The 21,544-nt window shown below is 64.5% G+C and carries 19 protein-coding genes; 13 read left to right on the forward strand and 6 right to left on the reverse strand.

The genetic code is table 11. The annotated features are described in order from the left end of the window. Window positions 1-71 precede the first annotated feature (71 nt). The gene (gene rpiA / locus KU43P_RS01190) at window positions 72-746 is read right to left on the reverse strand and encodes a ribose-5-phosphate isomerase RpiA (protein ID WP_013974672.1); all 675 of its coding nucleotides are present in this window, start codon (window positions 744-746) and stop codon (window positions 72-74) included. 132 nt (window positions 747-878) lie between these two features. Between rpiA and ilvA the strand changes: the two genes are divergently transcribed. Then, on the forward strand, window positions 879-2,393 hold the full coding sequence (gene ilvA, locus KU43P_RS01195) for a threonine ammonia-lyase, biosynthetic (protein ID WP_317660687.1): 1,515 nt from the start codon (window positions 879-881) through the stop codon (window positions 2,391-2,393). Between the two features lie 38 nt (window positions 2,394-2,431). Beyond that, window positions 2,432-2,857 carry a DUF2269 domain-containing protein gene (locus KU43P_RS01200; protein WP_317660688.1) on the forward strand — a complete coding sequence of 142 codons (426 nt, stop codon included), beginning with the start codon at window positions 2,432-2,434 and terminating at the stop codon, window positions 2,855-2,857. Between the two features lie 116 nt (window positions 2,858-2,973). Here the strand turns inward: KU43P_RS01200 and KU43P_RS01205 are convergent, their stop codons facing one another. After that, the gene (locus KU43P_RS01205) at window positions 2,974-3,630 is read right to left on the reverse strand and encodes an HAD family hydrolase (RefSeq protein ID WP_317660689.1); all 657 of its coding nucleotides are present in this window, start codon (window positions 3,628-3,630) and stop codon (window positions 2,974-2,976) included. A gap of 141 nt (window positions 3,631-3,771) precedes the next feature. Between KU43P_RS01205 and KU43P_RS01210 the strand changes: the two genes are divergently transcribed. Next, window positions 3,772-4,251, forward strand: a complete 480-nt coding sequence (locus tag KU43P_RS01210; protein WP_003249017.1) for an RNA pyrophosphohydrolase — start codon at window positions 3,772-3,774, stop codon at window positions 4,249-4,251. 22 nt (window positions 4,252-4,273) lie between these two features. Further along, window positions 4,274-6,553, forward strand: coding sequence for a phosphoenolpyruvate--protein phosphotransferase (gene ptsP / locus KU43P_RS01215; protein ID WP_317660690.1), 2,280 nt, complete (start codon window positions 4,274-4,276; stop codon window positions 6,551-6,553). Between the two features lie 69 nt (window positions 6,554-6,622). Here the strand turns inward: ptsP and KU43P_RS01220 are convergent, their stop codons facing one another. Next, window positions 6,623-7,369: an NRDE family protein gene (locus tag KU43P_RS01220; protein ID WP_317660691.1), complete on the reverse strand. Its 747-nt coding sequence runs from the start codon at window positions 7,367-7,369 to the stop codon at window positions 6,623-6,625. A 130-nt stretch (window positions 7,370-7,499) separates the two neighbouring features. Between KU43P_RS01220 and KU43P_RS01225 the strand changes: the two genes are divergently transcribed. Genes KU43P_RS01225 through KU43P_RS01235 form a run of 3 tightly spaced genes read left to right on the forward strand, consistent with a single transcriptional unit; the run spans window position 7,500 to window position 10,129 of the window. After that, a complete protein-coding gene (locus tag KU43P_RS01225) occupies window positions 7,500-8,282 on the forward strand; it encodes a sulfite exporter TauE/SafE family protein (protein ID WP_317660692.1) in 783 nt (260 codons plus the stop codon). A gap of 16 nt (window positions 8,283-8,298) precedes the next feature. Then, on the forward strand, window positions 8,299-9,108 hold the full coding sequence (lgt, locus tag KU43P_RS01230) for a prolipoprotein diacylglyceryl transferase (RefSeq protein ID WP_317660693.1): 810 nt from the start codon (window positions 8,299-8,301) through the stop codon (window positions 9,106-9,108). Between the two features lie 49 nt (window positions 9,109-9,157). Continuing rightward, on the forward strand, window positions 9,158-10,129 hold the full coding sequence (locus tag KU43P_RS01235) for a thymidylate synthase (RefSeq protein ID WP_317660694.1): 972 nt from the start codon (window positions 9,158-9,160) through the stop codon (window positions 10,127-10,129). A gap of 106 nt (window positions 10,130-10,235) precedes the next feature. On the opposite strand, the gene cadR is transcribed toward KU43P_RS01235, so the two are convergent. Next, window positions 10,236-10,679 (reverse strand): cadmium resistance transcriptional regulator CadR, encoded by a 444-nt coding sequence (cadR, locus tag KU43P_RS01240; protein ID WP_317660695.1) that lies wholly within the window; start codon window positions 10,677-10,679, stop codon window positions 10,236-10,238. A gap of 83 nt (window positions 10,680-10,762) precedes the next feature. Here cadR and KU43P_RS01245 point away from each other — a divergent pair, with 83 nt between their 5' ends. The 6 genes from KU43P_RS01245 to KU43P_RS01270 all read left to right on the forward strand — a co-directional run bounded on the left by KU43P_RS01245 (window position 10,763) and on the right by KU43P_RS01270 (window position 18,600). Continuing rightward, window positions 10,763-13,015, forward strand: coding sequence for a heavy metal translocating P-type ATPase (locus tag KU43P_RS01245; protein ID WP_317660696.1), 2,253 nt, complete (start codon window positions 10,763-10,765; stop codon window positions 13,013-13,015). Between the two features lie 29 nt (window positions 13,016-13,044). Further along, window positions 13,045-13,914: a LysR family transcriptional regulator gene (locus KU43P_RS01250; RefSeq protein ID WP_317660697.1), complete on the forward strand. Its 870-nt coding sequence runs from the start codon at window positions 13,045-13,047 to the stop codon at window positions 13,912-13,914. 160 nt (window positions 13,915-14,074) lie between these two features. Then, complete coding sequence (locus KU43P_RS01255) at window positions 14,075-15,133, forward strand: putative 2-aminoethylphosphonate ABC transporter ATP-binding protein (RefSeq protein WP_317660698.1); 1,059 nt, start codon at window positions 14,075-14,077, stop codon at window positions 15,131-15,133. 1 nt (window position 15,134) lies between these two features. Beyond that, window positions 15,135-16,859 (forward strand): putative 2-aminoethylphosphonate ABC transporter permease subunit, encoded by a 1,725-nt coding sequence (locus KU43P_RS01260; protein WP_317660699.1) that lies wholly within the window; start codon window positions 15,135-15,137, stop codon window positions 16,857-16,859. A gap of 30 nt (window positions 16,860-16,889) precedes the next feature. Then, a complete protein-coding gene (locus tag KU43P_RS01265; RefSeq protein WP_317660700.1) occupies window positions 16,890-17,915 on the forward strand; it encodes a putative 2-aminoethylphosphonate ABC transporter substrate-binding protein in 1,026 nt (341 codons plus the stop codon). 136 nt (window positions 17,916-18,051) lie between these two features. Continuing rightward, window positions 18,052-18,600, forward strand: coding sequence for a phosphonate degradation HD-domain oxygenase (locus KU43P_RS01270; protein ID WP_317660701.1), 549 nt, complete (start codon window positions 18,052-18,054; stop codon window positions 18,598-18,600). A gap of 152 nt (window positions 18,601-18,752) precedes the next feature. Here KU43P_RS01270 and KU43P_RS01275 read toward each other — a convergent pair whose 3' ends face one another. After that, window positions 18,753-20,117 (reverse strand): GTPase/DUF3482 domain-containing protein, encoded by a 1,365-nt coding sequence (locus KU43P_RS01275; RefSeq protein ID WP_317660702.1) that lies wholly within the window; start codon window positions 20,115-20,117, stop codon window positions 18,753-18,755. Further along, window positions 20,110-21,501, reverse strand: a complete 1,392-nt coding sequence (locus KU43P_RS01280; RefSeq protein WP_317660703.1) for a DUF2868 domain-containing protein — start codon at window positions 21,499-21,501, stop codon at window positions 20,110-20,112. The genes KU43P_RS01275 and KU43P_RS01280 overlap by 8 nt, the downstream gene beginning before the upstream one ends. Between the last annotated feature and the right edge of the window lie 43 nt (window positions 21,502-21,544).

Below are 21,544 nucleotides of genomic sequence, written 5' to 3' on the forward strand. Positions count from 1 at the left end.
CTCATCGCCGGCAAGCCGGCTCCCACAAGGGCAATGCAGATTTTGTGGGAGCCGGCTTGCCGGCGATGGCATCACTCGGCCTTGAGGCTCTTCACGCCTTCCGAGGTGCCCAGCAGCAGCAAGTCGGCCGGACGCGCCGCGAACAGGCCATTGGTGACCACGCCGACGATGGCATTGATTTGCGCTTCCAACTCCACCGGGTTGGTGATCTGCAGGTTGTGCACATCGAGGATCACGTTGCCGTTGTCGGTTACCACGCCCTCGCGGTACACCGGGTCACCGCCCAGCTTCACCAGCTGGCGCGCCACGTGGCTGCGGGCCATCGGGATGACCTCGACCGGCAGCGGGAAGGCGCCCAGTACCGGTACCAGTTTGCTCGCATCGGCGATGCAGATGAAGGTCTTGGCCACGGCCGCGACGATCTTCTCTCGAGTCAGCGCCGCGCCGCCGCCCTTGATCAAGTTCAGGTGTGCGTCGCTTTCGTCGGCGCCGTCGACGTAGAACTCCAGCTCGCTGACGCTGTTCAGCTCGTAGACCGGGATGCCATGGCCCTTCAGACGCTGTGCGGTGGCCTCGGAGCTGGCGACCGCGCCGTCGAAGGCGGTCTTGTGCTGGGCCAGGGCGTCAATGAAGAAGTTGGCGGTCGAACCGGTACCGACGCCGACGACGCTCTTTTCATCCAGCTTGGGCAGAATGAAGTCGACAGCGGCCTGGGCGACGGCCTGTTTGAGTTGGTCCTGGGTCATGCGGGCTCCGAAAGGGGCAGGGCGGTTTCAAAGTTGCCTAGTATAACGGCTTGGGCGGCTTTGCTGTGGTCGCCCGACGTAGCGCTGGGGTAGACTCGCAGCCCTTGTCCCGCGGCCAGTGATGCTTTCCCGATGCTCGAACAGTACGTCAAGAAGATCCTCACCTCGCGCGTCTACGACGTCGCCGTCGAAACCCCGTTGCAGAGCGCCCCACAGCTGAGCAAACGTCTGGGCAACCAGATTCTGCTCAAGCGCGAAGACCTGCAGCCGGTGTTTTCCTTCAAGATCCGCGGGGCGTACAACAAGCTGGCACAGTTGACCCCTGAAGAGCTGGCCCGTGGCGTGGTCACCGCCTCGGCGGGCAACCATGCCCAGGGTGTAGCCCTGGCGGCCCGGGAGCTGGGTATCAAGGCCACCATCGTGATGCCCAAGACCACCCCGGAAATCAAGGTCGAAGGCGTGCGTTCGCGCGGCGGCAAAGTGGTGCTGCACGGTGACTCGTTCCCGGAAGCGCTGGCCTATTCGCTGAAGCTGGTCGACGAGAAGGGCTACGTCTATATCCACCCTTATGACGATCCGCACACCATCGCCGGCCAAGGCACCGTGGCCATGGAGATTCTCCGTCAACACCCTGGCCAGCTTGACGCGATCTTCGTACCGGTCGGCGGTGGTGGCCTGATCGCCGGTATCGCTGCGTACGTGAAGTACCTGCGCCCTGAAATCAAGGTGATTGGCGTCGAGCCAGATGATTCCAACTGCCTGCAGGCGGCCATGGCTGCAGGCGAGCGTGTGGTGCTGCCGCAGGTCGGGCTGTTCGCCGATGGCGTGGCGGTGGCGCAGATCGGCCAGCACACCTTCGACATCTGCCGCCTGCATGTGGATGAAGTGGTCACCGTCAGCACTGACGAAATCTGCGCCGCAATCAAGGATATCTACGACGATACCCGCTCGATCACCGAACCTGCTGGTGCGCTGGGTGTTGCCGGCATCAAGAAGTATGTCGAGCTCAAGGGTGTGACCGGGCAGACCCTGGTGGCCATCGACTCGGGCGCCAACGTCAACTTCGACCGCCTGCGCCACGTGGCCGAGCGTGCCGAGCTGGGTGAGAAGCGCGAAGCGATCATCGCCGTGACCATTCCCGAGCGCCCGGGCAGCTTCAAGGCCTTCTGCGAGGCCATCGGCAAGCGCCAGATCACCGAATTCAACTACCGCAAACACACCTCCGACGAGGCCCATATCTTCGTTGGGGTGCAGACCCACCCTGAAAACGACCCGCGGGCCGCGCTGGTTCAGCAGTTGACCGAGCAGGGCTTCCCGGTGACGGACCTGACCGATAACGAGCTGGCCAAACTGCACATTCGTCATATGGTCGGTGGCCATTCGGCCGGTGCCAGCGATGAAATCGTGCTGCGCTTCGAGTTCCCCGAGCGGCCTGGTGCGTTGTTCAACTTCCTCAATAAGCTGGGCGGTCGCTGGAACATCTCGATGTTCCACTACCGCAACCACGGAGCCGCTGACGGGCGCGTGGTGGCTGGGTTGCAGGTGCCAGAAGACGAGCGCCACCTGGTGCCGGCGGCGCTTGCCAAGATCGGCTACCCGTACTGGGACGAGACCGATAACCCGGCCTACCGGTTGTTTCTGGGCTGAGCGGCTAAGCTTGCCTTACCGCTCAAGGATGTGAAGCCATGGAACACCTGACCACCCTCAAGACCTTGCACATCATCGCCACCGCGCTGCTGCTCCTGGGCGCGCTGGGCCTGGCGATCTGGACGGTGCGCGCCCGTCGACAGGGTGACGCCGAGGCCTATGGCAAGTTGCTGCGCCGGCCGCTGGTCTTCATCTGGTTGCTGATGGGCGTATGCCTGGTGAGCATGCCGTTCACCGGTTGGTGGCTGGTGCATCTGGTCGGCTGGCCGCTGGGGCAGACCTGGGTGCTGGCCTCCAGCGTCATCTATACGCTTGGGGCATTTGCGGTCTGGTGGTTGCTGGTGCGCCTGAACCGGCTGCGCAAGGCCGAGGTGGTGGGATTGCGGTTTACCCTGGCCTTGGCGGTGTTCAGTGGGGTGTGCTTCCTGTCCATCGCCGGGCTGATGGGCGCAAAGCCGGTCTAGGCCTATTGAGGCTGATCTGCAGCCCAATCGCCGGCAAGCCGGCTCCCACAAGGACTCCACTGAACCTTGTGGGAGCCGGCTTGCCGGCGATTGGGTCGCAAAGCGGCCCCGAACAATCAATCCCTCAGCGAAATCACTGGCCACCCGCGCCGCTCAGCTTCCGCCTGCAGATTAGGGTCCGGATCCACCGCCACCGCATGGCTCACCCGCTCCAGCAGCGGCAAGTCATTCATCGAGTCGCTGTAGAAATAGCTGTCCTCTAGATCGAAGCCGTTCTCCAGCATCCATCGCTCAAGCCGCGTCACCTTGCCTTCACGAAAGCACGGTATATCGGTACTACGCCCGGTGTAGCGGCCATCGCGCATCTCGCATTCGGTGGCCAGGAGCACGCGTACACCCAGGCGGCGCGCGATCGGAGCGGTCACGAAGCGATTGGTGGCGGTGATGATCACCAACTGGTCACCGGCCTCGCGGTGCTGCTGCAGCAGGGCCAAGGCCCTTGGCAGGATGATCGGCTCGATGCAGTCGTGCATGAACTCACGGTGCCACTGGTCGAGTTGTGCAGGCTCGGTAGTGGCGAAAATTTCCATGGAAAAAGCCAGGTAGGCCTGCAGGTCCAGGGTGCCCTTCAGGTAGTCCTGGTAGAAGGCATCGTTGCGTTGCTTGTAAACGACCGGGTCAAGAATGCCCCGCTCGCACAGGTAGTCACCCCAGGCATGGTCGCTGTCGCCACCGAGGAGGGTATTGTCCAGGTCGAATAAAGCCAGGCGCATCGCGGGTACTCGCTTCAGCTACAGGGTAGGCCCGCAGAATACGGAGTTTTCACCTCGCTGCACATAAGCTTGGCGGGCGCGTTGCTGCGCTCGCAGGCTTTGTGGAACAATGCGGTGACATGCGTTTGCGAGGTTGCTGCCGTGATCGACCCGGATGGTTTTCGCCCCAATGTCGGGATCATTCTCACGAATGATGCCGGGCAGGTGCTATGGGCTCGGCGGATCAACCAGGATGCCTGGCAATTCCCGCAGGGTGGAATCAACCCTGACGAGACGCCGGAAGATGCCCTGTACCGCGAGCTGAACGAAGAAGTTGGCCTTGAACGCGATGATGTGGAAATTCTTGCCTGCACCCGCGGCTGGTTGCGTTATCGTTTACCCCAGCGACTGGTCCGTACCCATAGCCAACCGCTGTGCATCGGCCAGAAGCAGAAGTGGTTCCTGCTGCGCCTGGTGAGCAACGAGCAACGGGTGCGGATGGACCTGACCGGCAAACCGGAATTCGACGGCTGGCGTTGGGTCAGCTATTGGTATCCGCTGGGCCAGGTGGTGACATTCAAGCGCGAGGTATACCGCCGCGCCCTGAAAGAGCTAGCACCGCGTCTGCTGACGCGCGACTGACGACGGAGTTCGACCCCGAGCCATGCTCAATACGCTGCGCAAGATCGTCCAGGAAGTGAACTCCGCCAAAGATCTCAAGACGGCGTTGGGGATCATTGTCTTGCGCGTCAAGGAGGCCATGGGCAGCCAGGTCTGCTCGGTCTACCTGCTCGACCCGGAAACCAACCGTTTCGTGCTGATGGCCACCGAAGGCCTGAACAAGCGCTCCATCGGCAAGGTCAGCATGGCGCCTAACGAGGGCCTGGTCGGCTTGGTCGGTACCCGTGAAGAGCCGCTGAACCTGGAAAACGCCGCCGATCACCCGCGTTACCGCTATTTCGCCGAAACCGGTGAAGAGAAATTTGCCTCCTTCCTCGGCGCCCCCATCATTCACCACCGTCGGGTGGTGGGCGTACTGGTCATCCAGCAGAAAGAACGCCGCCAGTTCGACGAAGGCGAAGAAGCCTTCCTGGTCACCATGAGCGCGCAGCTGGCCGGGGTTATCGCCCATGCCGAGGCTACCGGTTCGATCCGTGGCCTGGGCCGCCAGGGCAAGGGTATCCAGGAAGCACGCTTCGTCGGCGTGCCTGGCTCGCCAGGCGCCGCAGTCGGGCGGGCAGTGGTCATGCTGCCGCCGGCCGATTTGGAAGTGGTGCCGGACAAGACCGTCGAAGACATCGACGCCGAACTCAAGCTGTTCCACAACGCCCTCGAAGGTGTGCGCGAAGACATGCGCAAGCTGTCGGCCAAGCTGGCCACCCAGCTGCGCCCGGAGGAGCGCGCGCTGTTCGACGTGTACCTGATGATGCTCGAAGATGCTGCGCTCGGCGGCGAGGTGACGGAAGTCATCAAGACCGGCCAGTGGGCGCAGGGCGCCCTGCGCCAGGTGGTCGGCGAGCACGTCAACCGCTTCGAGCTGATGGACGACGACTACCTGCGCGAACGTGCCTCGGACGTCAAGGACCTGGGCCGCCGCCTGCTGGCCTACCTGCAGGAAGCCCGCTCGCAATCGCTGGTGTATGCCGACAACACCATCCTGGTCAGCGAAGAGCTGACCCCGGCCATGCTCGGCGAGGTGCCGGAAGGCAAGCTGGTGGGCCTGGTTTCGGTACTGGGTTCGGGTAACTCCCACGTCGCCATCCTGGCCCGGGCCATGGGCATCCCCACGGTGATGGGCCTGGTCGACCTGCCGTATTCCAAGGTCGACGGCATCGAAATGATCGTCGACGGCTACAAGGGCGAGGTGTTCACCAACCCCAGCGACGTGCTGCGCAAGCAGTACAGCGAAGTAGTAGAGGAAGAACGCCAGCTGGCGCAGGGCCTCGACGCCCTGCGCGAACTGCCGTGCATCACCCCTGATGGCCATCGCATGCCACTGTGGGTCAATACCGGCCTGCTCGCCGACGTGGCTCGTGCCCAGCAGCGTGGCGCTGAAGGGGTTGGCCTGTACCGCACCGAAGTGCCGTTCATGATCAACCAGCGCTTCCCCAGCGAGAAGGAGCAGCTGGCGATCTACCGCGAGCAACTGGCGGCCTTCCACCCGTTGCCGGTGACCATGCGTACCCTCGACATCGGCGGTGACAAGTCGCTGTCGTATTTCCCGATCAAGGAAGAAAACCCGTTCCTGGGTTGGCGCGGCATCCGCGTGACCCTCGATCACCCGGAAATCTTCCTGGTCCAGACCCGCGCCATGCTCAAGGCCAGCGAGGGCTTGAACAACCTGCGCATCCTGCTGCCGATGATCTCGGGCATTCACGAGCTGGAAGAGGCGCTGCACCTGATCCATCGCGCCTGGGGCGAGGTGCGAGACGAGGGCACCGATGTGCCGATGCCGCCGGTGGGCGTGATGGTGGAGATTCCGGCGGCGGTGTACCAGACCAAGGAGCTGGCGCGCCAAGTAGATTTCCTGTCGGTCGGATCCAACGACCTGACCCAGTACCTGTTGGCGGTCGACCGCAACAACCCGCGAGTCGCGGACCTTTACGACTACCTCCACCCGGCGGTGCTGCAGGCCTTGAATACCGTAGTGCGCGACGCCCATGGCGAAGGCAAGCCGGTGAGCATCTGTGGCGAAATGGCCGGTGACCCGGCGGCAGCGATCCTGCTGATGGCAATGGGCTTCGACAGCCTGTCGATGAACGCCACCAACTTGCCGAAAGTGAAGTGGATGCTGCGTCAGATGAACTTGAGCAAGGCCAAGGAATTGCTCGATGAGGCCATGAGCCATGACAACCCGCAGGTTATCCACAGTTCGCTGCAGCTGGCGCTGAAGAACCTTGGGTTGGCACGGATGATCGGGCCCGGGGCCAACAAGTCCCTCTGAGGTCTCACTGGCCCTCTCGTCGGCAAGGTACCTGTGGGAGCCGGCTTGCCGGCGATAGGGCCAGTGCTGTCAGACCATCAACTCGACTTCCCCCAAATGCCCCCCAAACGGCCCGAAGCTGCGCTCAATGAGCCGTCTTCTGCCCTGATCATCCACGATCAGCACCGTACTCGCCCGCGTCCCGTAGTTCTGGCTGGCAATGAACACGCTCGACAGCAGCTTCTCGGTCGCCACCCCCACCCCCGTCTCCGGCAATTCGCTGTCCGCTGCCGGTTCGGGGTCGGCAAGCAACGCCAGCAACCGCTGTGGATCAGCCGCATCCAGCAACCCCGCGAGCCCATTGCGGGCCTTGATCAGCTTCGGCCACGGCGTATCAAGCCCAGCGTTTGAAAGCCCGTAGACCCCGGCCTTGAGCAGCCGCGGTGCTGCCTCGCGTGCATGCAGGTAGCCCAGCTGCTTTCTGTCACCCACCAGCAAGTTGAAACCGGAGTAGTGACCGCTGCGGCTCGCGACCTGGTCCAGATAAGCCTCCAGCCCCATTTCACCCTGCAGATACCCCGCCACCAGCTCGCCGCGGCTGCGCGGCCCGAGCGGTTGGCCGGGTTCGCGGATATTGGTCAACGCCGCAAAGCGCCCCTGTGGCCCCACGCCAAGCCAGGTTCCCCCTGCTTCAAGGTCACGCCCGGCATGCACGCCAGGTGCATCTTCCCACGCAGCCAGGGCCTGCGTAGGCCGGGCATAGAACTCGTCACGGTTGGCCGCGACGATCAGCGGCAGGGCATGCCCCGGCCGCCAGGCGAATACGATCAGGCACATAGGTTTGGCCTCTGTGTTTTTCGCCACTGTACCCACTGCGGCGGTGGTGATCCATCCTGACGCAGAGTTCACTAGAGCCTCGAGCCCGCCTTCCGTTACCATGCCGGATTGTTTTTCTCGGGGACGACGAATGGAGTTCGTACTCTATCTACTGTTGGGCGCCTGCGCGGGTGTATTGGCCGGGCTGTTCGGCGTGGGCGGTGGCATCATCATCGTGCCGGTCCTGGTGTTCAGCTTCACCTTGCAGGGCTTCGATGCGTCGATTCTGACCCACCTTGCAGTCGGTACTTCGCTGGCTACCATCGTCTTCACCTCCATCAACGCCGTGCTCGAGCACCACCGCAAGGGTGCGGTGCAGTGGCCGATCTTCGCCTGGATGACCCTCGGCATCCTGCTCGGTGCCGGTATCGGTGCCAAGACCGCCTCGCTGATCCAGGGCCCGCAATTGCAGAAGATCATCGGTGTGTTCGCCCTGATCATCGCCGTGCAGATGGCCCTGGACCTCAAGCCCAAGGCCAGCTTGGGCGTTCCCGGTAAGCCCGTGCTGGTGGGGGCGGGCGGCGTGATCGGCTGGGCCTCGGCGATCTTCGGTATCGGCGGCGGCTCGCTGACCGTGCCCTTCCTGACTTGGCGCAGCCTGCCCATGCAGCAGGCGGTGGCGACGTCGTCGGCCTGCGGGCTGCCGATTGCCGTGGCCAGCGCCCTGAGCTTCATGTGGCTGGGCTGGGGTGAAACCCACCTGCCCGCCCACAGTGTGGGGTATGTCTACCTTCCAGCGTTGGTCGGCATTGCCGTGACCAGCATGTTTTTCGCCCGCTTCGGCGCGCGCCTGGCGCACAGGTTGTCGCCGCGTCTGCTCAAGCGTCTGTTCGCCGCGCTGCTGTTCTGCGTCGGGCTGAGCTTCCTGATTTGAACCAAGAGGAATATCCATGCTGCCTTACCCGCAGATAGACCCCGTGGCCGTCGCCATCGGGCCGCTGAAAATCCACTGGTACGGCCTGATGTACCTGATCGGTATTGGCGGTGCCTGGCTGCTTGCCTCGCGCCGGCTCAACCGCTTCGACCCGACCTGGTCGCGCGAGAAACTCTCCGACCTGGTGTTCTGGTTGTCGATGGGGGTGATCGTCGGTGGGCGCCTGGGCTACGTGCTGTTCTACGACCTGCATGCCTACCTGGCCAACCCGACGCTGATCTTCGAAGTGTGGAAAGGCGGCATGTCGTTCCACGGAGGCTTCATCGGCGTGATGCTGGCGGCCTTGTGGTTCGGCAAGCGCAACAACAAGTCGTTCTTCGAGCTGATGGACTTCGTCGCGCCGCTGGTGCCGATCGGCCTGGGGGCCGGGCGTATCGGCAACTTCATCAATGCCGAGCTGTGGGGCAAGCCGACCGATGTGCCGTGGGCAATGATCTTCCCGCCGTTCAGCGACCCAGCCCAGCTGCCGCGTCATCCGTCGCAGCTTTACCAGTTCGCCCTGGAAGGCGTGGCGCTGTTCGCGATCCTCTGGCTGTTCTCGCGCAAGCCGCGGCCGACCATGGCTGTTTCCGGCATGTTCGCGCTGTTCTACGGTATCTTCCGGTTCATCGTCGAGTTCGTTCGGGTGCCGGATGCCCAGCTTGGGTACATCGCCTTCGGCTGGCTGACCATGGGTCAGTTGCTGTGCGTACCGATGATACTCGGTGGCCTCGGATTGATCTGGTGGGCTTATAATCGCAAGCCTACGGCGAAACCCGCCATCTGAATCCCGACGGCAGGGGCGATCCCCCTGCCGTTCTTGCTACAGGTAAGCCATGAAACAGTATCTGGACCTGGTCCGCGACGTCATCGAAAACGGCACGCTGCAAGGCAACCGCACCGGCATTCGCACCATCAGCCTGCCGGGCGCCATGCTGCGTTTCGACCTGCAGAAAGGCTTCCCAGCCATCACCACGCGCAAGCTGGCGTTCAAGTCGGCGATCGGCGAGATGGTCGGCTTTCTGCGTGGCGTGAAGAACGCCGGTGAATTCCGCGAGCTGGGCTGCAAGGTCTGGGACCAGAACGCCAACGAAAACGCACAGTGGCTGGCCAACCCGTTCCGCCAGGGGCATGACGACCTGGGCGAGATCTACGGCGTGCAGTGGCGCCAGTGGCCGGGCTACAAGCGCATCCCGCTGAGCAACCCGGCGGCCATCGAGATGGCTGAAAAGGCAGGCTTCCGCCAGATTGCCAAGGACGAGGAGGACGGCCAGGCGTTCGTCATCCTGTACAAGGCCATCGACCAGGTGCGTCAGTGCCTGGACACCATCGCCAACGACCCGGGCAGCCGGCGCATCCTGTTCCATGGCTGGAACTGCGCACAATTGGACGAAATGGCCTTGCCGCCATGCCACCTGCTGTACCAGTTCCACCCGAATGTCGAGACCAGGGAAATTTCCCTGACCCTCTACATCCGCTCGAACGACCTGGGCCTGGGCACGCCGTTCAACCTCACCGAAGGCGCGGCGTTGCTGTCGCTGTTCGGCCGCCTCACCGGCTACACCCCCCGCTGGTTCACTTACTTCATCGGCGATGCCCATGTGTACGAGAACCATCTGGACATGCTCAATGAGCAGCTCAAGCGCGAGCCGTTGGCAGCGCCGAAGCTGGTGATCAGCGATCGCGTGCCAGAGTTCGCCAAGACCGGCAAGTACGAGCCGGAGTGGCTGGAGAAGATCGAACCGAGCGACTTCAGCCTGGAAGGATACGAGCACCATGCGCCGATGACGGCGCCAATGGCTGTTTGATTTCGTTGGCCCTATCGCCGGCAAGCCGGCTCCCATAGGTACTGCACAGGTCTGCAAATGGGTGGATTTCCTGTGGAGCCGGCTTGCCGGCGATGAGGCCGCTGGATCAGTGCCCGTGACTACGCCCCACATGTGAATGTTCGGTGTCCGGCACCGATACCGCCCCATTCACCTCCAGTTGCTGCAAGATCGCGCACTCATCTCCTTGCGCGTTGCAGCGCTGGCGCAACTCCACCAGCTGCGATTGCAGCGCCACCAAGCCATCGATTCGCGCCTGCACATGCTCGATATGCTCGTCGATCAATGCATTCACGCTTCCGCACGAGCCTTCCGGGCTGTCGCGCAGGTTTAACAGGCTGCGGATTTCATCCAGGGTCATGTCCAGCGTGCGGCAGTTGCGGATGAAGGTCAGCCGCTCGACGTGGGCCTGGGTGTAGAGCCGATAGTTGCCATCGGTACGCGCCGGTTCCGGCAGCAGTTGCTCACGCTCGTAGTAGCGAATGGTTTCCACGGCGCAGTCGGTGGCCTTGGCCAGTTCTCCGATCCTCATGGCAAATTCTCCAGCAGGTGGCTTGACCCTATAGTGGCTACAGGGTGTTCACTTGGCAACAGGCGAACATTAAGGATGACCCCATGAACCAGCCTGTCAGCCCCGACCACAAGCATTCCCACGATCACGCCCACGGCGATGACAACCACAGCCATGCCGCGCACGCCCATAGCTGCTGTGGCGCCAGCGCGGCGCCGGCCTTGGTGCAGGTGACCGAGAAGGCCAGCGCGCAGGCGCAATTCAGCCGATTTCGCATAGACGCCATGGACTGCCCTACCGAGCAGACGCTGATCCAGGACAAGCTCGGCACGCTGGCGGGCATCGAGCAACTGGAGTTCAACCTGATCAACCGCGTGCTTGGCGTGCGCCATACCCTGTCCGGCACCGAAGCGATCGAGCGTGCCATCGACAGCCTGGGCATGAAGGCCGAGCCGCTGACGGCCGAAGGCGACGCCGCAGACGCCGCACCCCAGCCGCACAAGCCCCGCTGGTGGCCGTTGGCGCTGTCGGGTGTTGCCGCGATCGCTGCCGAAATCGTGCACTTTACCGCCCTGGCGCCAGAGTGGGTGGTCGCCGCGCTGGCCCTGGCGGCGATCCTCGGTTGCGGCCTGGGCACCTACAAGAAGGGCTGGATCGCCCTGAAAAACCGCAACCTCAACATCAACGCGCTGATGAGCATCGCCGTGACCGGCGCGGTGCTGATTGGCCAATGGCCGGAAGCGGCCATGGTCATGGTGCTGTTCACCATCGCCGAGCTGATCGAAGCCCGCTCCCTGGACCGTGCGCGTAATGCCATCAGCGGCCTGATGCAACTCACCCCGGACACCGCCACCGTGCAGCAGGCCGACGGCCAGTGGCGCGAAGTGGATGTGCGTGAAGTAGCCATCGGCGCACAGGTGCGGGTGCGTCCAGGTGAGCGCATCGGCCTGGATGGGGAGGTGCTCAGCGGGCAATCCAGCGTCGATCAGGCGCCGATCACCGGCGAAAGCCTGCCGGTCGAGAAAGCTGTTGGCGACAAGCTGTTCGCCGGCACCATCAACCAGGCTGGCGCACTGGAATACCGCGTGACCGCTGCTGCCGGGCAATCCACCCTGGCGCGCATCATCAAGGCCGTCGAGGAGGCCCAGGGCGCGCGTGCACCGACCCAACGCTTCGTCGACACCTTTTCGCGCATCTACACCCCTGTGGTGTTCGCCCTGGCTCTGGCTGTGGCGGTCATCCCGCCGCTTTTCATGGCTGGCGCCTGGTTCGACTGGGTCTACCGCGCCTTGGTGCTGCTGGTGGTGGCATGCCCATGTGCACTGGTGATTTCGACCCCGGTGACCATCGTCAGCGGCCTGGCCGCTGCGGCGCGCAAGGGCATCCTGATCAAGGGCGGGGTCTATCTGGAGGGCGGGCGCAAGCTGGATTACCTGGCCCTGGACAAGACCGGCACCATCACCCACGGCAAACCGGTGCAAACCGATGCCAAGGTGCTGGAGCCGCTGTTCGAAGGCCGCGCTCAGGCGCTGGCTGCCAGCCTGGCTGCGCGCTCCGACCACCCGGTTTCGGGCGCCATTGCTCAGTTCGCCAAGGCGCAGAATCTGCCATTGAGCGAGGTAAGCGAGTTTGCCGCCCTGGCAGGCCGCGGCGTGCGCGGTGACATCGACGGCGAAACCTATCACTTGGGCAACCACCGCCTGGTCGAAGAACTGGGCCTTTGCTCACCTGAGCTCGAAGCACAGCTCGATGTGCTGGAGCGCCAGGGCAAGACCGTGGTGCTGCTGCTCGACCGGTCCGGCCCGCTGGCGCTGTTCGCCGTGGCCGACACGGTCAAGGACAGCAGTCGCGAGGCTATCGCCGAGTTGCATGCGCTGGGCATCAAGACTGTCATGCTCACCGGCGACAATCCCCACACTGCCGAGGCCATCGCCGCCCAGGTAGGCATCGACCGGGCCGAAGGCAACCTGCTGCCCGCCGACAAGCTGGCCACCATCGAGCAGTTGTATGCCCAAGGCCACCGGGTCGGGATGGTGGGGGATGGCATCAACGATGCGCCAGCCCTGGCCCGTGCCGAAATCGGCTTTGCCATGGCCGCTGCTGGTACCGACACCGCGATCGAGACCGCCGATGTGGCGCTGATGGATGACGACTTGCGCAAAATCCCGGCGTTCGTCAGGCTGTCGCGCCAAAGTGCGGCGATTCTGACGCAGAACATCGTTCTGGCGCTGGGCATCAAGGCGCTGTTTCTGGCGATCACCTTTACCGGCATGGCCACCCTGTGGATGGCCGTATTCGCCGACATGGGCGTGAGCCTGCTGGTGGTATTCAACGGTCTGCGCCTGCTGCGCAAGTAGCGTGGGCTGCGCACAACAGAGGTCCTGCAATGCTGAGTGCCGAGCTCAAAGCCTTCTACATGGTGGCCCGCCTGGGCAGCATCACCTTGGCAGCGAAGAAGCTCGGGCTCAGCCAGCCCACGGTGACCACGCAGATTCGCAACCTGGAGAGCCAGTACGCGGTGGAGCTTTTCTACCGCGGTGGCCGGCGCCTGGTGCTGAGCGAAGAGGGCGTGCGCCTGCTGCCGATGGTCAAGGCGCTGCTGCAGCAGGAAGCCGACATCGAGTTCGAGCTGCGCAACAGCGGCCATGCCCAGGGCAGCCTGCGCATTGCCGCCACTGCGCCTTACTACATCCTCGACCTGGTGAAGATCTTCCGTGAGCGCCTGCCGCAGGTGGAAGTGGCGGTGGAGATCGGCAACTCACAGCAGGTGCTGGAGATGCTTGAGGATTACCGCGTCGATATCGCCGCTTCGTCGCAGTTGCTCGAAGATGCCCGACTTGTGCGGCGGGTGCTGGGCACCGACCCGCTGGTGGTGGCGGTGCACCGCAATCACCCGCTGGCGCACCGTCAGACGGTGTCCATCGATGTGGTGGCCGGGCATTGTCTGTTGGTGCGGGAAAAGGGCTCGACCACACGCAAGCTGACCGAGCAGATGCTGCAGGAGGCCGGTGTGAAGGCCGGGGCCTTGCTGGAGATTGGTAGCCGAGAGTCGATCCGCGAGGCGGTGCTGCGCAATATCGGCATCAGCGTGATTGCCCGGCACGAGGTGCCACACAACCCCGAGCTGCGGGTGCTGACGCTGGAGCATGCGCCGGTGATGCATGAGTACCTGTATTGCCTGAAGGAGCGGCGTCAGGCGCGCTTGCCGGCGGCTTTCCTTGGGGTGGCACAGGAAGTGGTGGGTTCGCAATTCTAGCGCTGCGGTGGCTTCATCGCCGGCAAGTCGGCTCCCACAAGGTCGGCGCAAAGCCACTACAAAATCTGCCTATACCACTATCACTCGCTTTTGCCCCAAAGCCACAGAACCTTCGCACAGCCTTCCTAGCATGGCCCCATCTCTTCGATGAGGCCTTGCCATGAACCACGTCACCTCGGGCGCACAGATGAAAGTGCGCGGTATCCACAAGCGCTTCGGCGCCTTCACCGCGCTGAACGACGTTTCCCTGGACATCACCGCCGGCGAGCTGGTCTGCCTGCTCGGCCCTTCCGGCTGTGGCAAGACTACTTTGCTGCGCTGCATCGCCGGCCTCGAGCGCCAGGACCGTGGCACGCTGTACATCGGCGAGCGCGATATCTCAGAACTGCCGCCCCAGGCCCGTGACTACGGCATCCTGTTCCAGTCCTACGCGCTGTTCCCCAACCTTACCGTCGAAGCCAATATTGCCTACGGCCTGACCGGCAGCAGCCGCGAGCAGAGCCGCCAGCGCGTGGCCGAGATGCTCGAACTGGTGGGCCTGACCGGTAGCGAAAAGAAGTACCCCGGGCAGCTTTCCGGCGGCCAGCAGCAACGCGTGGCCCTGGCCCGGGCGCTGGCACCGGCCCCGTCGCTGCTGTTGCTGGATGAACCGATGTCGGCGCTGGATGCCCGTGTCCGTGAGCACCTGTGCACCGAGCTGCGCCAGCTGCAACGCCAACTGGGCATCACCACGCTGATGGTGACCCACAATCAGGATGAAGCCATGCTCATGGCCGACCGCATCGCCGTGATGAACAACGGCCAGGTCGAGCAGTACGCCACGCCCCAGGAAATCTACGACCAACCAGCCACGCCGTTCGTTGCCGAGTTCGTCGGCCAGGGCAACTGGCTGCCGTTCCAGCGCAGCGGCGACAGCCATGCCCAGGTCGGCGCCATGAGCATGCGCCTGGCCGCTGGCGCGCCACGGGCCAGTAGTGGCCGATTGTTCTGCCGCCCGGAGGCGATCACGGTCAATCCGGTGGCGCACGAAGAGAACCTGTTCCCGGCGAAAGTGCGCGAGATCACCTTCCTCGGCAATCGCTGCCGCATGAGCTTCGAACTCCAGGCCTTGCCAGGCCACGCCCTGCTCGCCGAGCTGACGCCGGAAGCCATGCCGCGCCTGGGTTCGCAGGACATCTGGGTGGCGCTGCCGCCTCAGAGCCTGCAGGTGTTCGCCTGAGATGGCCGCGCCAATGTCCCTGCCGCTCACCCAGGCCAAGCGCGCACCCGGCAATGATGTCGCCCTGGGTGATCGCCTGTTCGTCGTCGGTGGCAAGAGCCTGCTTCTGATCCTTCTGCTGTTGGCCGTACTGATGCCATTGCTGGCGATCTTCTGGCGCGGCTTCAGCGGTGATGCCGGCCAGGGAGGTGGCCTGCTCGCGGCGCAGGCACTGTTCGCCAGCGACAACTTCCATTGGCTGCTCGGCAACAGCCTGTCGGTGGCTTTCACAGTGGCCGCCATCGTGGTCCCGCTGGCCTACCTGTTCGCCTACGCACTGCAGCGCACGCTGATCCCGGCCAAGGGCCTGTGGCGGGGCATTTCACTGCTGCCACTGCTGGCGCCGTCGATGCTGCCGGCCATTGCCCTGGTCTACCTGTTCGGCAACCAGGGCCTGCTGCGCGGGCTGCTCAGCGACAACATCTATGGCTTCTGGGGCATCGTCCTGGGTGAGGCCATCTACACCTTTCCGCATGCGCTGATGATCCTGCTTTCGGCGTTGTCGCTGGCCGACGCCAGGCTGTTCGACGCGGCTTCGAGCATGGGCGCAGGGCCCTGGCGGGCGTTTCGCAGCATCACCTGGCCGGCCACGCGCCAGGCGGTGTTCGCGGCCTTCTGCCTGGTGTTCACCCTGACCATCACCGATTTTGGCGTGCCGGTCGTGGTCGGTGGCGATTACCAGGTGCTGGCGCTGGAGGCGTACAAGGCGGTGGTGGGGCAGCAGCAGTTCGGCCGTGGTGCCTTGATCGGTATGGTGCTGTTGGTGCCGGCGTTGCTGAGCTTTGCGGTCGATGCCTGGTTGCGCCGCCGCCAGGGCGATGCCATGAGCGGCCGGGCCCAGGTGTTCGAGCCCAAGCCCTCGCGTAGCCGTGATGCCTGCTACCTGGCCCTCGTGCTGCTGGTGTGCATGGTGCTGGTGGGGGTGATCGGCATGGCGGTGTACTCGTCGCTGGTGACCTTCTGGCCCTACAACATGACCTTGTCGTTCAAGCACTACATGTTCGAGGACACGGCGGGTGGCGGCTGGCTGGCCTATCAGAACAGCGTGACCATGGCGGTTGCCACTGCGCTGATCGGCAGCCTGGTCATCTTCACCGGCGCCTACCTGATGGAGAAAACCCAGGGCCAGCGCCTGCTCAACCAAGCACTGCGCCTGCTCAGCTTCATCCCCATGGCGGTGCCGGGGCTGGTGCTGGGCCTGGGTTATGTCTTCTTCTTCAACCTCACCGGCAACCCGCTGCATGTGTTCTACGGCAGCATGGCGCTGCTGGTGGTGTGCACCATCGCCCATTACCTGACCACCGCGCAGATGACCGCGACCACCGCGCTGCGCCAGCTCGATGGCGAGTTCGAAGCGGCCGCGCTGTCGCTCAAGGCGCCGCTGTACAAGCACTTCGTGCGGGTCACCGTGCCGATCTGCCTGCCCGCGCTGCTGGACATCATCCGCTACCTGTTCGTCTCGGCAATGACCACCGTCTCGGCGGCCATCTTCCTGTACAGCCCCGACACCATCCTCGCCGCCGTCGCCGTGCTGAACATGGACGATGCCGGCAACGTCGGCGGCGCTGCTGCCATGTCCACCCTGATCCTGCTGACCAGCGCCGCCGCATCCCTGCTGCTGGCAGCTGCATCCCGCGGCCTGCTGCGCCGCTCCCAGGCCTGGCGCCAACGCGCTGCCGGCCATTGACCGACTGCCCACACTGATAGGAACCGCATCATGTTCAAGCCACTCGCACTTGCCGCTGCCGTATCCGCCGTCTTCAGCCTGCAGGCCTCGGCCGCCGGCACCCAGCTCACCGTGTACACCGCCCTGGAGGCCGAACAACTCAAGAGCTACAAGCAGGCGTTCGAGAAGGCCAACCCGGATATCGAGATCAAGTGGGTGCGTGACTCCACCGGCATCATCACCGCCAAGCTGCTGGCCGAGAAAGACCGCCCGCAGGCCGATGCGGTCTGGGGCCTGGCCGCCTCCAGCCTGGCCATCCTCGACCAGAACGGCATGCTCGAAGCCTATGCGCCGAAGGACCTGGGCAAGATTTCCGCCAACTACCGTGATGCCGCCAATCCGCCGGCCTGGGTCGGCATGGACGTGTGGGCAGCGACCATCTGCTTCAACACCATCGAAGCCGAGAAGCAGGGCTTGAGCAAGCCGGTGAGCTGGCAGGATCTGACCAAGCCCGAGTACAAGGGCAAGATCGTCATGCCCAACCCGGCCTCTTCCGGCACCGGTTTCCTTGATGTGAGTGCCTGGCTGCAGACCTTCGGCGAGCCTCAGGGCTGGGCCTACATGGACGCCTTGCACCAGAATATCGGCCAGTACGTCCATTCCGGCTCCAAACCGTGCAAGCTGGCGGCCGCGGGTGAGTTCCCGATCGGTATTTCGTTCGAGTACCCGGCCGTGCAGCTCAAGCGCCAGGGCGCCCCGCTGGAAATCGTGCTGCCGAAGGAAGGCCTGGGCTGGGAAATCGAGGCCACAGCGGTGATCAAAGGTTCGCCGAAGGCGGATGCGGCCAAGCGCCTGGCCGATTTCTCGGCAAGCCCGGCGGCCATGGAGCTGTACAAGGAGAACTTCGCGGTGCTCGCAGCACCAGGGATCGCCAAGCCGCAGACGGAATTGCCGGCTGACTATGAGCAGCGTCTGATCAAGAACGACTTTGCCTGGGCCTCGAAGCATCGTGACGAGATCCTGAGCGAGTGGCGCAAGCGCTATGACGGCAAGTCGGAGAAGGTGGCGCAGCAGTAAGCGCCGCGAGGCCTTTGGCCTCGATCGCTGGCAAGCCAGCTCCCACAATGAGGAACAGTGCTATAGCTGTGGGAGCCGGCTTGCCGGCGATAGTGACTGACAGGCACCTTACATTACACCTGAGGAAATCCAATCGATGCTCACTCCCGACAAGATCATCGACAACACCTTCGCCATCTACGAGCGCCACGGCAGCGACGACTACATCGGCGAAGCCATCACCCAGCTCGAGCACATGTCCCAGGCCGCGCAACTGGCCATGGCCGAGGGCTTCGACGACGAGGTGGTGCTGGCCGCGTTCTTTCACGACATTGGCCACCTGTGTGGCGGTGAAGGGGACATGGGCGGCTACGGCGTGGTCAGCCATGAACGCATCGGTGCCGAGTACCTGCGCCGCTGCGGCTTCAGCGAGCGCATGGCGCGGCTGGTGCAGTATCACGTGGAGGCCAAGCGTTACCTGACTTTGCGCCAGCCGGGGTATTACGCACGGCTGAGTGAGGCGAGCCGACGTACCCTGGAGTACCAGGGAGGGGTGATGACGGAAGCCGAAGCGGATGACTTCGAGCGGGATCCGCTGTTCAAGGTGAGCTTGCGGATGCGTGAGTGGGACGAGCAGGCCAAGGAAGTGGGTGTGCCGGTGATCGATCTGGCGGTGTTGAAGGGCAAGGCTTTGGCGTTGCTTTAAGCGTGCGGGGTGTCATGCAACAGCAGTTCAACCTGTGGGAGCCGGCAAGCCGGCGATGAGGCCGGAGCAGGCAAAAACCGAATAGCCTGTTTGGGCCCTATCGCCGGCAAGCCGGCTGCCACAGGTGTCTTGTTGGTTTCAGGCCTCGACCTTCAAATCTGCAAGACCAACGCTTCCAGCTGCTCCTGCCGCTCCGCCTGGTTCACCCGCGCCCCAGGATTGAGCGTCGACCACTGCGGATGCGCTCGCGCCTTGTGCAACGCCTCGGGCAGCTTGCCTTCGCGCCAGGCCTTTTCATCCAGCGGCCCCAGGCGAATGCTGTCCTGCGCCGCATGCCCACGATTGTCCAGCGCCACCATCAACTGCTGCTGACGCAAGGCCAGCAGGCGCAGCACGTTGTCGTCCACGGTCAGTTCACGTTGGCCCTTGAGCTTGCCCATCAACCTCGACCCGTAGTTGCGCGCGGTCTGCAACGCCCCGCCGGCAATGGCACCCGCCAGCGCGGCGGCGCCGAGGGTGATGCCGCCGACCAGCAGGTCGACCCCCGCGCCCGCTGCAGCCCCCGCCGCCACGCCGCTGCCCAGGCGCACGCCCAGCAGCTTCAAGGTTTCGGGGTTGAACAGGTCATCGCCCCAGCGCCCGTCGAGCAGCGGCAGGTCACTCGCATTGGCATCCTCGCGGCGGAATGCGTACAGCTTGAGCAACGCTTCGACACAGCGCTGCTCGCGCTGACGCACGTCCTGGCGCAGTGCTTCGATGGCTTTGGCTTGCGCCGCTGGTTCGGCAGCCACGCTACGCCGGCAGGCTGCGCAGTCGAGCAGCAGCTCGGCGATCAGGCGTTTGCCGCTGTGCTGGCGGGCCAAGCGTTGCGCTTGCTGGTCGTCGATCAGCCGTTGCAGGGCCGGGCGGGCTTCCTCCAGCAGCAAGGCGAGGCTTTCGTACAGGCGGCGCTCGCCATCTTCGGGCGGCGCCACGCTGTCGAAGCGCACCAGTGCGTGCAGGCCTAGTCGTGCCAGGGCTTCACGCCACTGTGGCTCGCGGTGCTGACTGCTAGCGACGAAGTTGAGCACCGGCAGCAGCGGCTTACCGCAACTGGCCAATACCTCCAGTTCGTCGCGGTACTTGGCCAGCACCGGCTCGCGTGCGTCGATCACATACAGGCCGGCATTGCTCGACAACAACTGGCGCAGCACCTTGGCCTCCTGCTCGAAACGCTGGCGCGCCTCGCTGCCTTGAAGGAAACGCTCCAGCCGTGCCGGGCCGTCCAGGCGTTCGCCGGGGCGCTCCAGGCGCTCCAGGTAATCGAGCAGGGCGATGGCGTCTTCCAGGCCGGGGGTGTCGTAGAGCTCCAGCAGCGGCTCGCCATCCACCGACAGCCGCGCGCCCTCCACGTGGCGCGTGGTGCTGGGGCGGTGGGACACTTCGCCGAAACCGACGTCACGGGTGAGGGTGCGCAGCAGCGAAGTCTTGCCGACGTTGGTATGGCCGACCACGGCCAGTTTCAGCGGCTCAGTCATGGCCATGCTCCAGCCAGGTCAGGGGCGAGGTGTCGGCATGGGGCAGGCCGAGGCGGTCCAGCGCCTCGTGCCAGTCACCCAGGCGCTCGGCGTCCAGGGCCTGGCCCGGAGCTGCCTGCAGCAGCCAGATGCGGGTGGCGCCGGCGTTGCGCGCCAGCTCCGCGAGCAGCGCCAGGCTGCCCCGGTCCGGCGAGCGGCGGGGGTCGCAGGCGATGGCCAGGCGAGCAGGAGGGAAGCGGCTGAGTTGTTCGAGCAGTTTGTTGCGCGACTCACGGCTGTCGAGCACGCCGGCATCGGTCACTGTCTTCGGCAGGGTGGGCGGCCACGGGCGCTGGTCGTCCAGCTCCAGGCCGACCAGCAAGGCACCGCTGCTGCCAGCGTCCAGCTGGCCGGCCTGGAACTGCGGTAACGCCTCGGGCGCGGCATCCTGCACGCCGATGCGCTCGCTGCGAGGCATCAGGGGTTCGCGCAGTTGCGCATAGCCGGGCAGGCTGAGGTCCAGGGCCAGCCGCTGACGGCCCTGACGCCAGCGCCACAGGCACAGCCCGAACAGCACCAGGCGCGGCAGCAGGCCATAGACCAGAACGACGCCGAGCAGCCAGCTGGCCCATGCCTGGCGGGCCAGGTCCAGCGCTGGCAGGGTGTCGCCGCTGGCGCGGATCATGGCCTCGTCGGGCACCGCGAAGCCGAGCAGCGAGGGCAGCGCGCCGAGTGCGCGGGTCAGTTGAATGAACGGCTCGGCAGCGAGCAGGGTAGTTTCCCAGACGAAGCCATAGCGCCGGGTGGCGAGCAAGGCCAGCAGCAGCACCAGCGCGCTGAGCATTGCCAGCAGCCACAGGCCGTGCACCAGCATGCCGAGCAGCCAGCGGTTCAGGCGCTGGCGCTGCAGCAGCACCAGCAGGGCTGGTGCCAGGTGCGCAGCCTTGGCATCACGAGCGAAGCGTTCGCTCAGCCATAACCACAGGCGCCCCAGGCTGGCGCCACTTTCACCGCTCAACGCCAGCCCGGCGGCCCAGCCAAGCAACAACAGCAGGTTCAGCCCGAGCAGACTGCCCAGGGCCCAGAACACGTTGACCGGGCGTTGCCCGTCACCAAGAGCGGCGAAAGCCAGGCCCGCGCCGCTGAGCACGGCCATCAGCAGCAACGCCAGCAGCGCCAGGCGAGCGCCTTGCTTCCAGTGGCGCAGGGCAGTGGCGATGCCGTCACGTTCGGCAAGGAACAACGCGCGCGCTTCGATGCGCGCCGCCAGGTCGCCGCCCTGCTGACGGGCGTGGCGATTGGCCTCCTGATCTTCCAGGGGGCCGGCGTGTTCTTCGCGCAGGCGCACCGCTTCGGTGAGCCAGCGTTTGTCCAGAGCAGTCAGTGCAGTCACAAGGTCTTCCATTGCACGGTTCAGGGCAGAAGCATAACCCACACGCCGGGTGCTA

This window comes from Pseudomonas sp. KU43P (assembly GCF_033095865.1).
Classification (GTDB): domain Bacteria; phylum Pseudomonadota; class Gammaproteobacteria; order Pseudomonadales; family Pseudomonadaceae; genus Aquipseudomonas.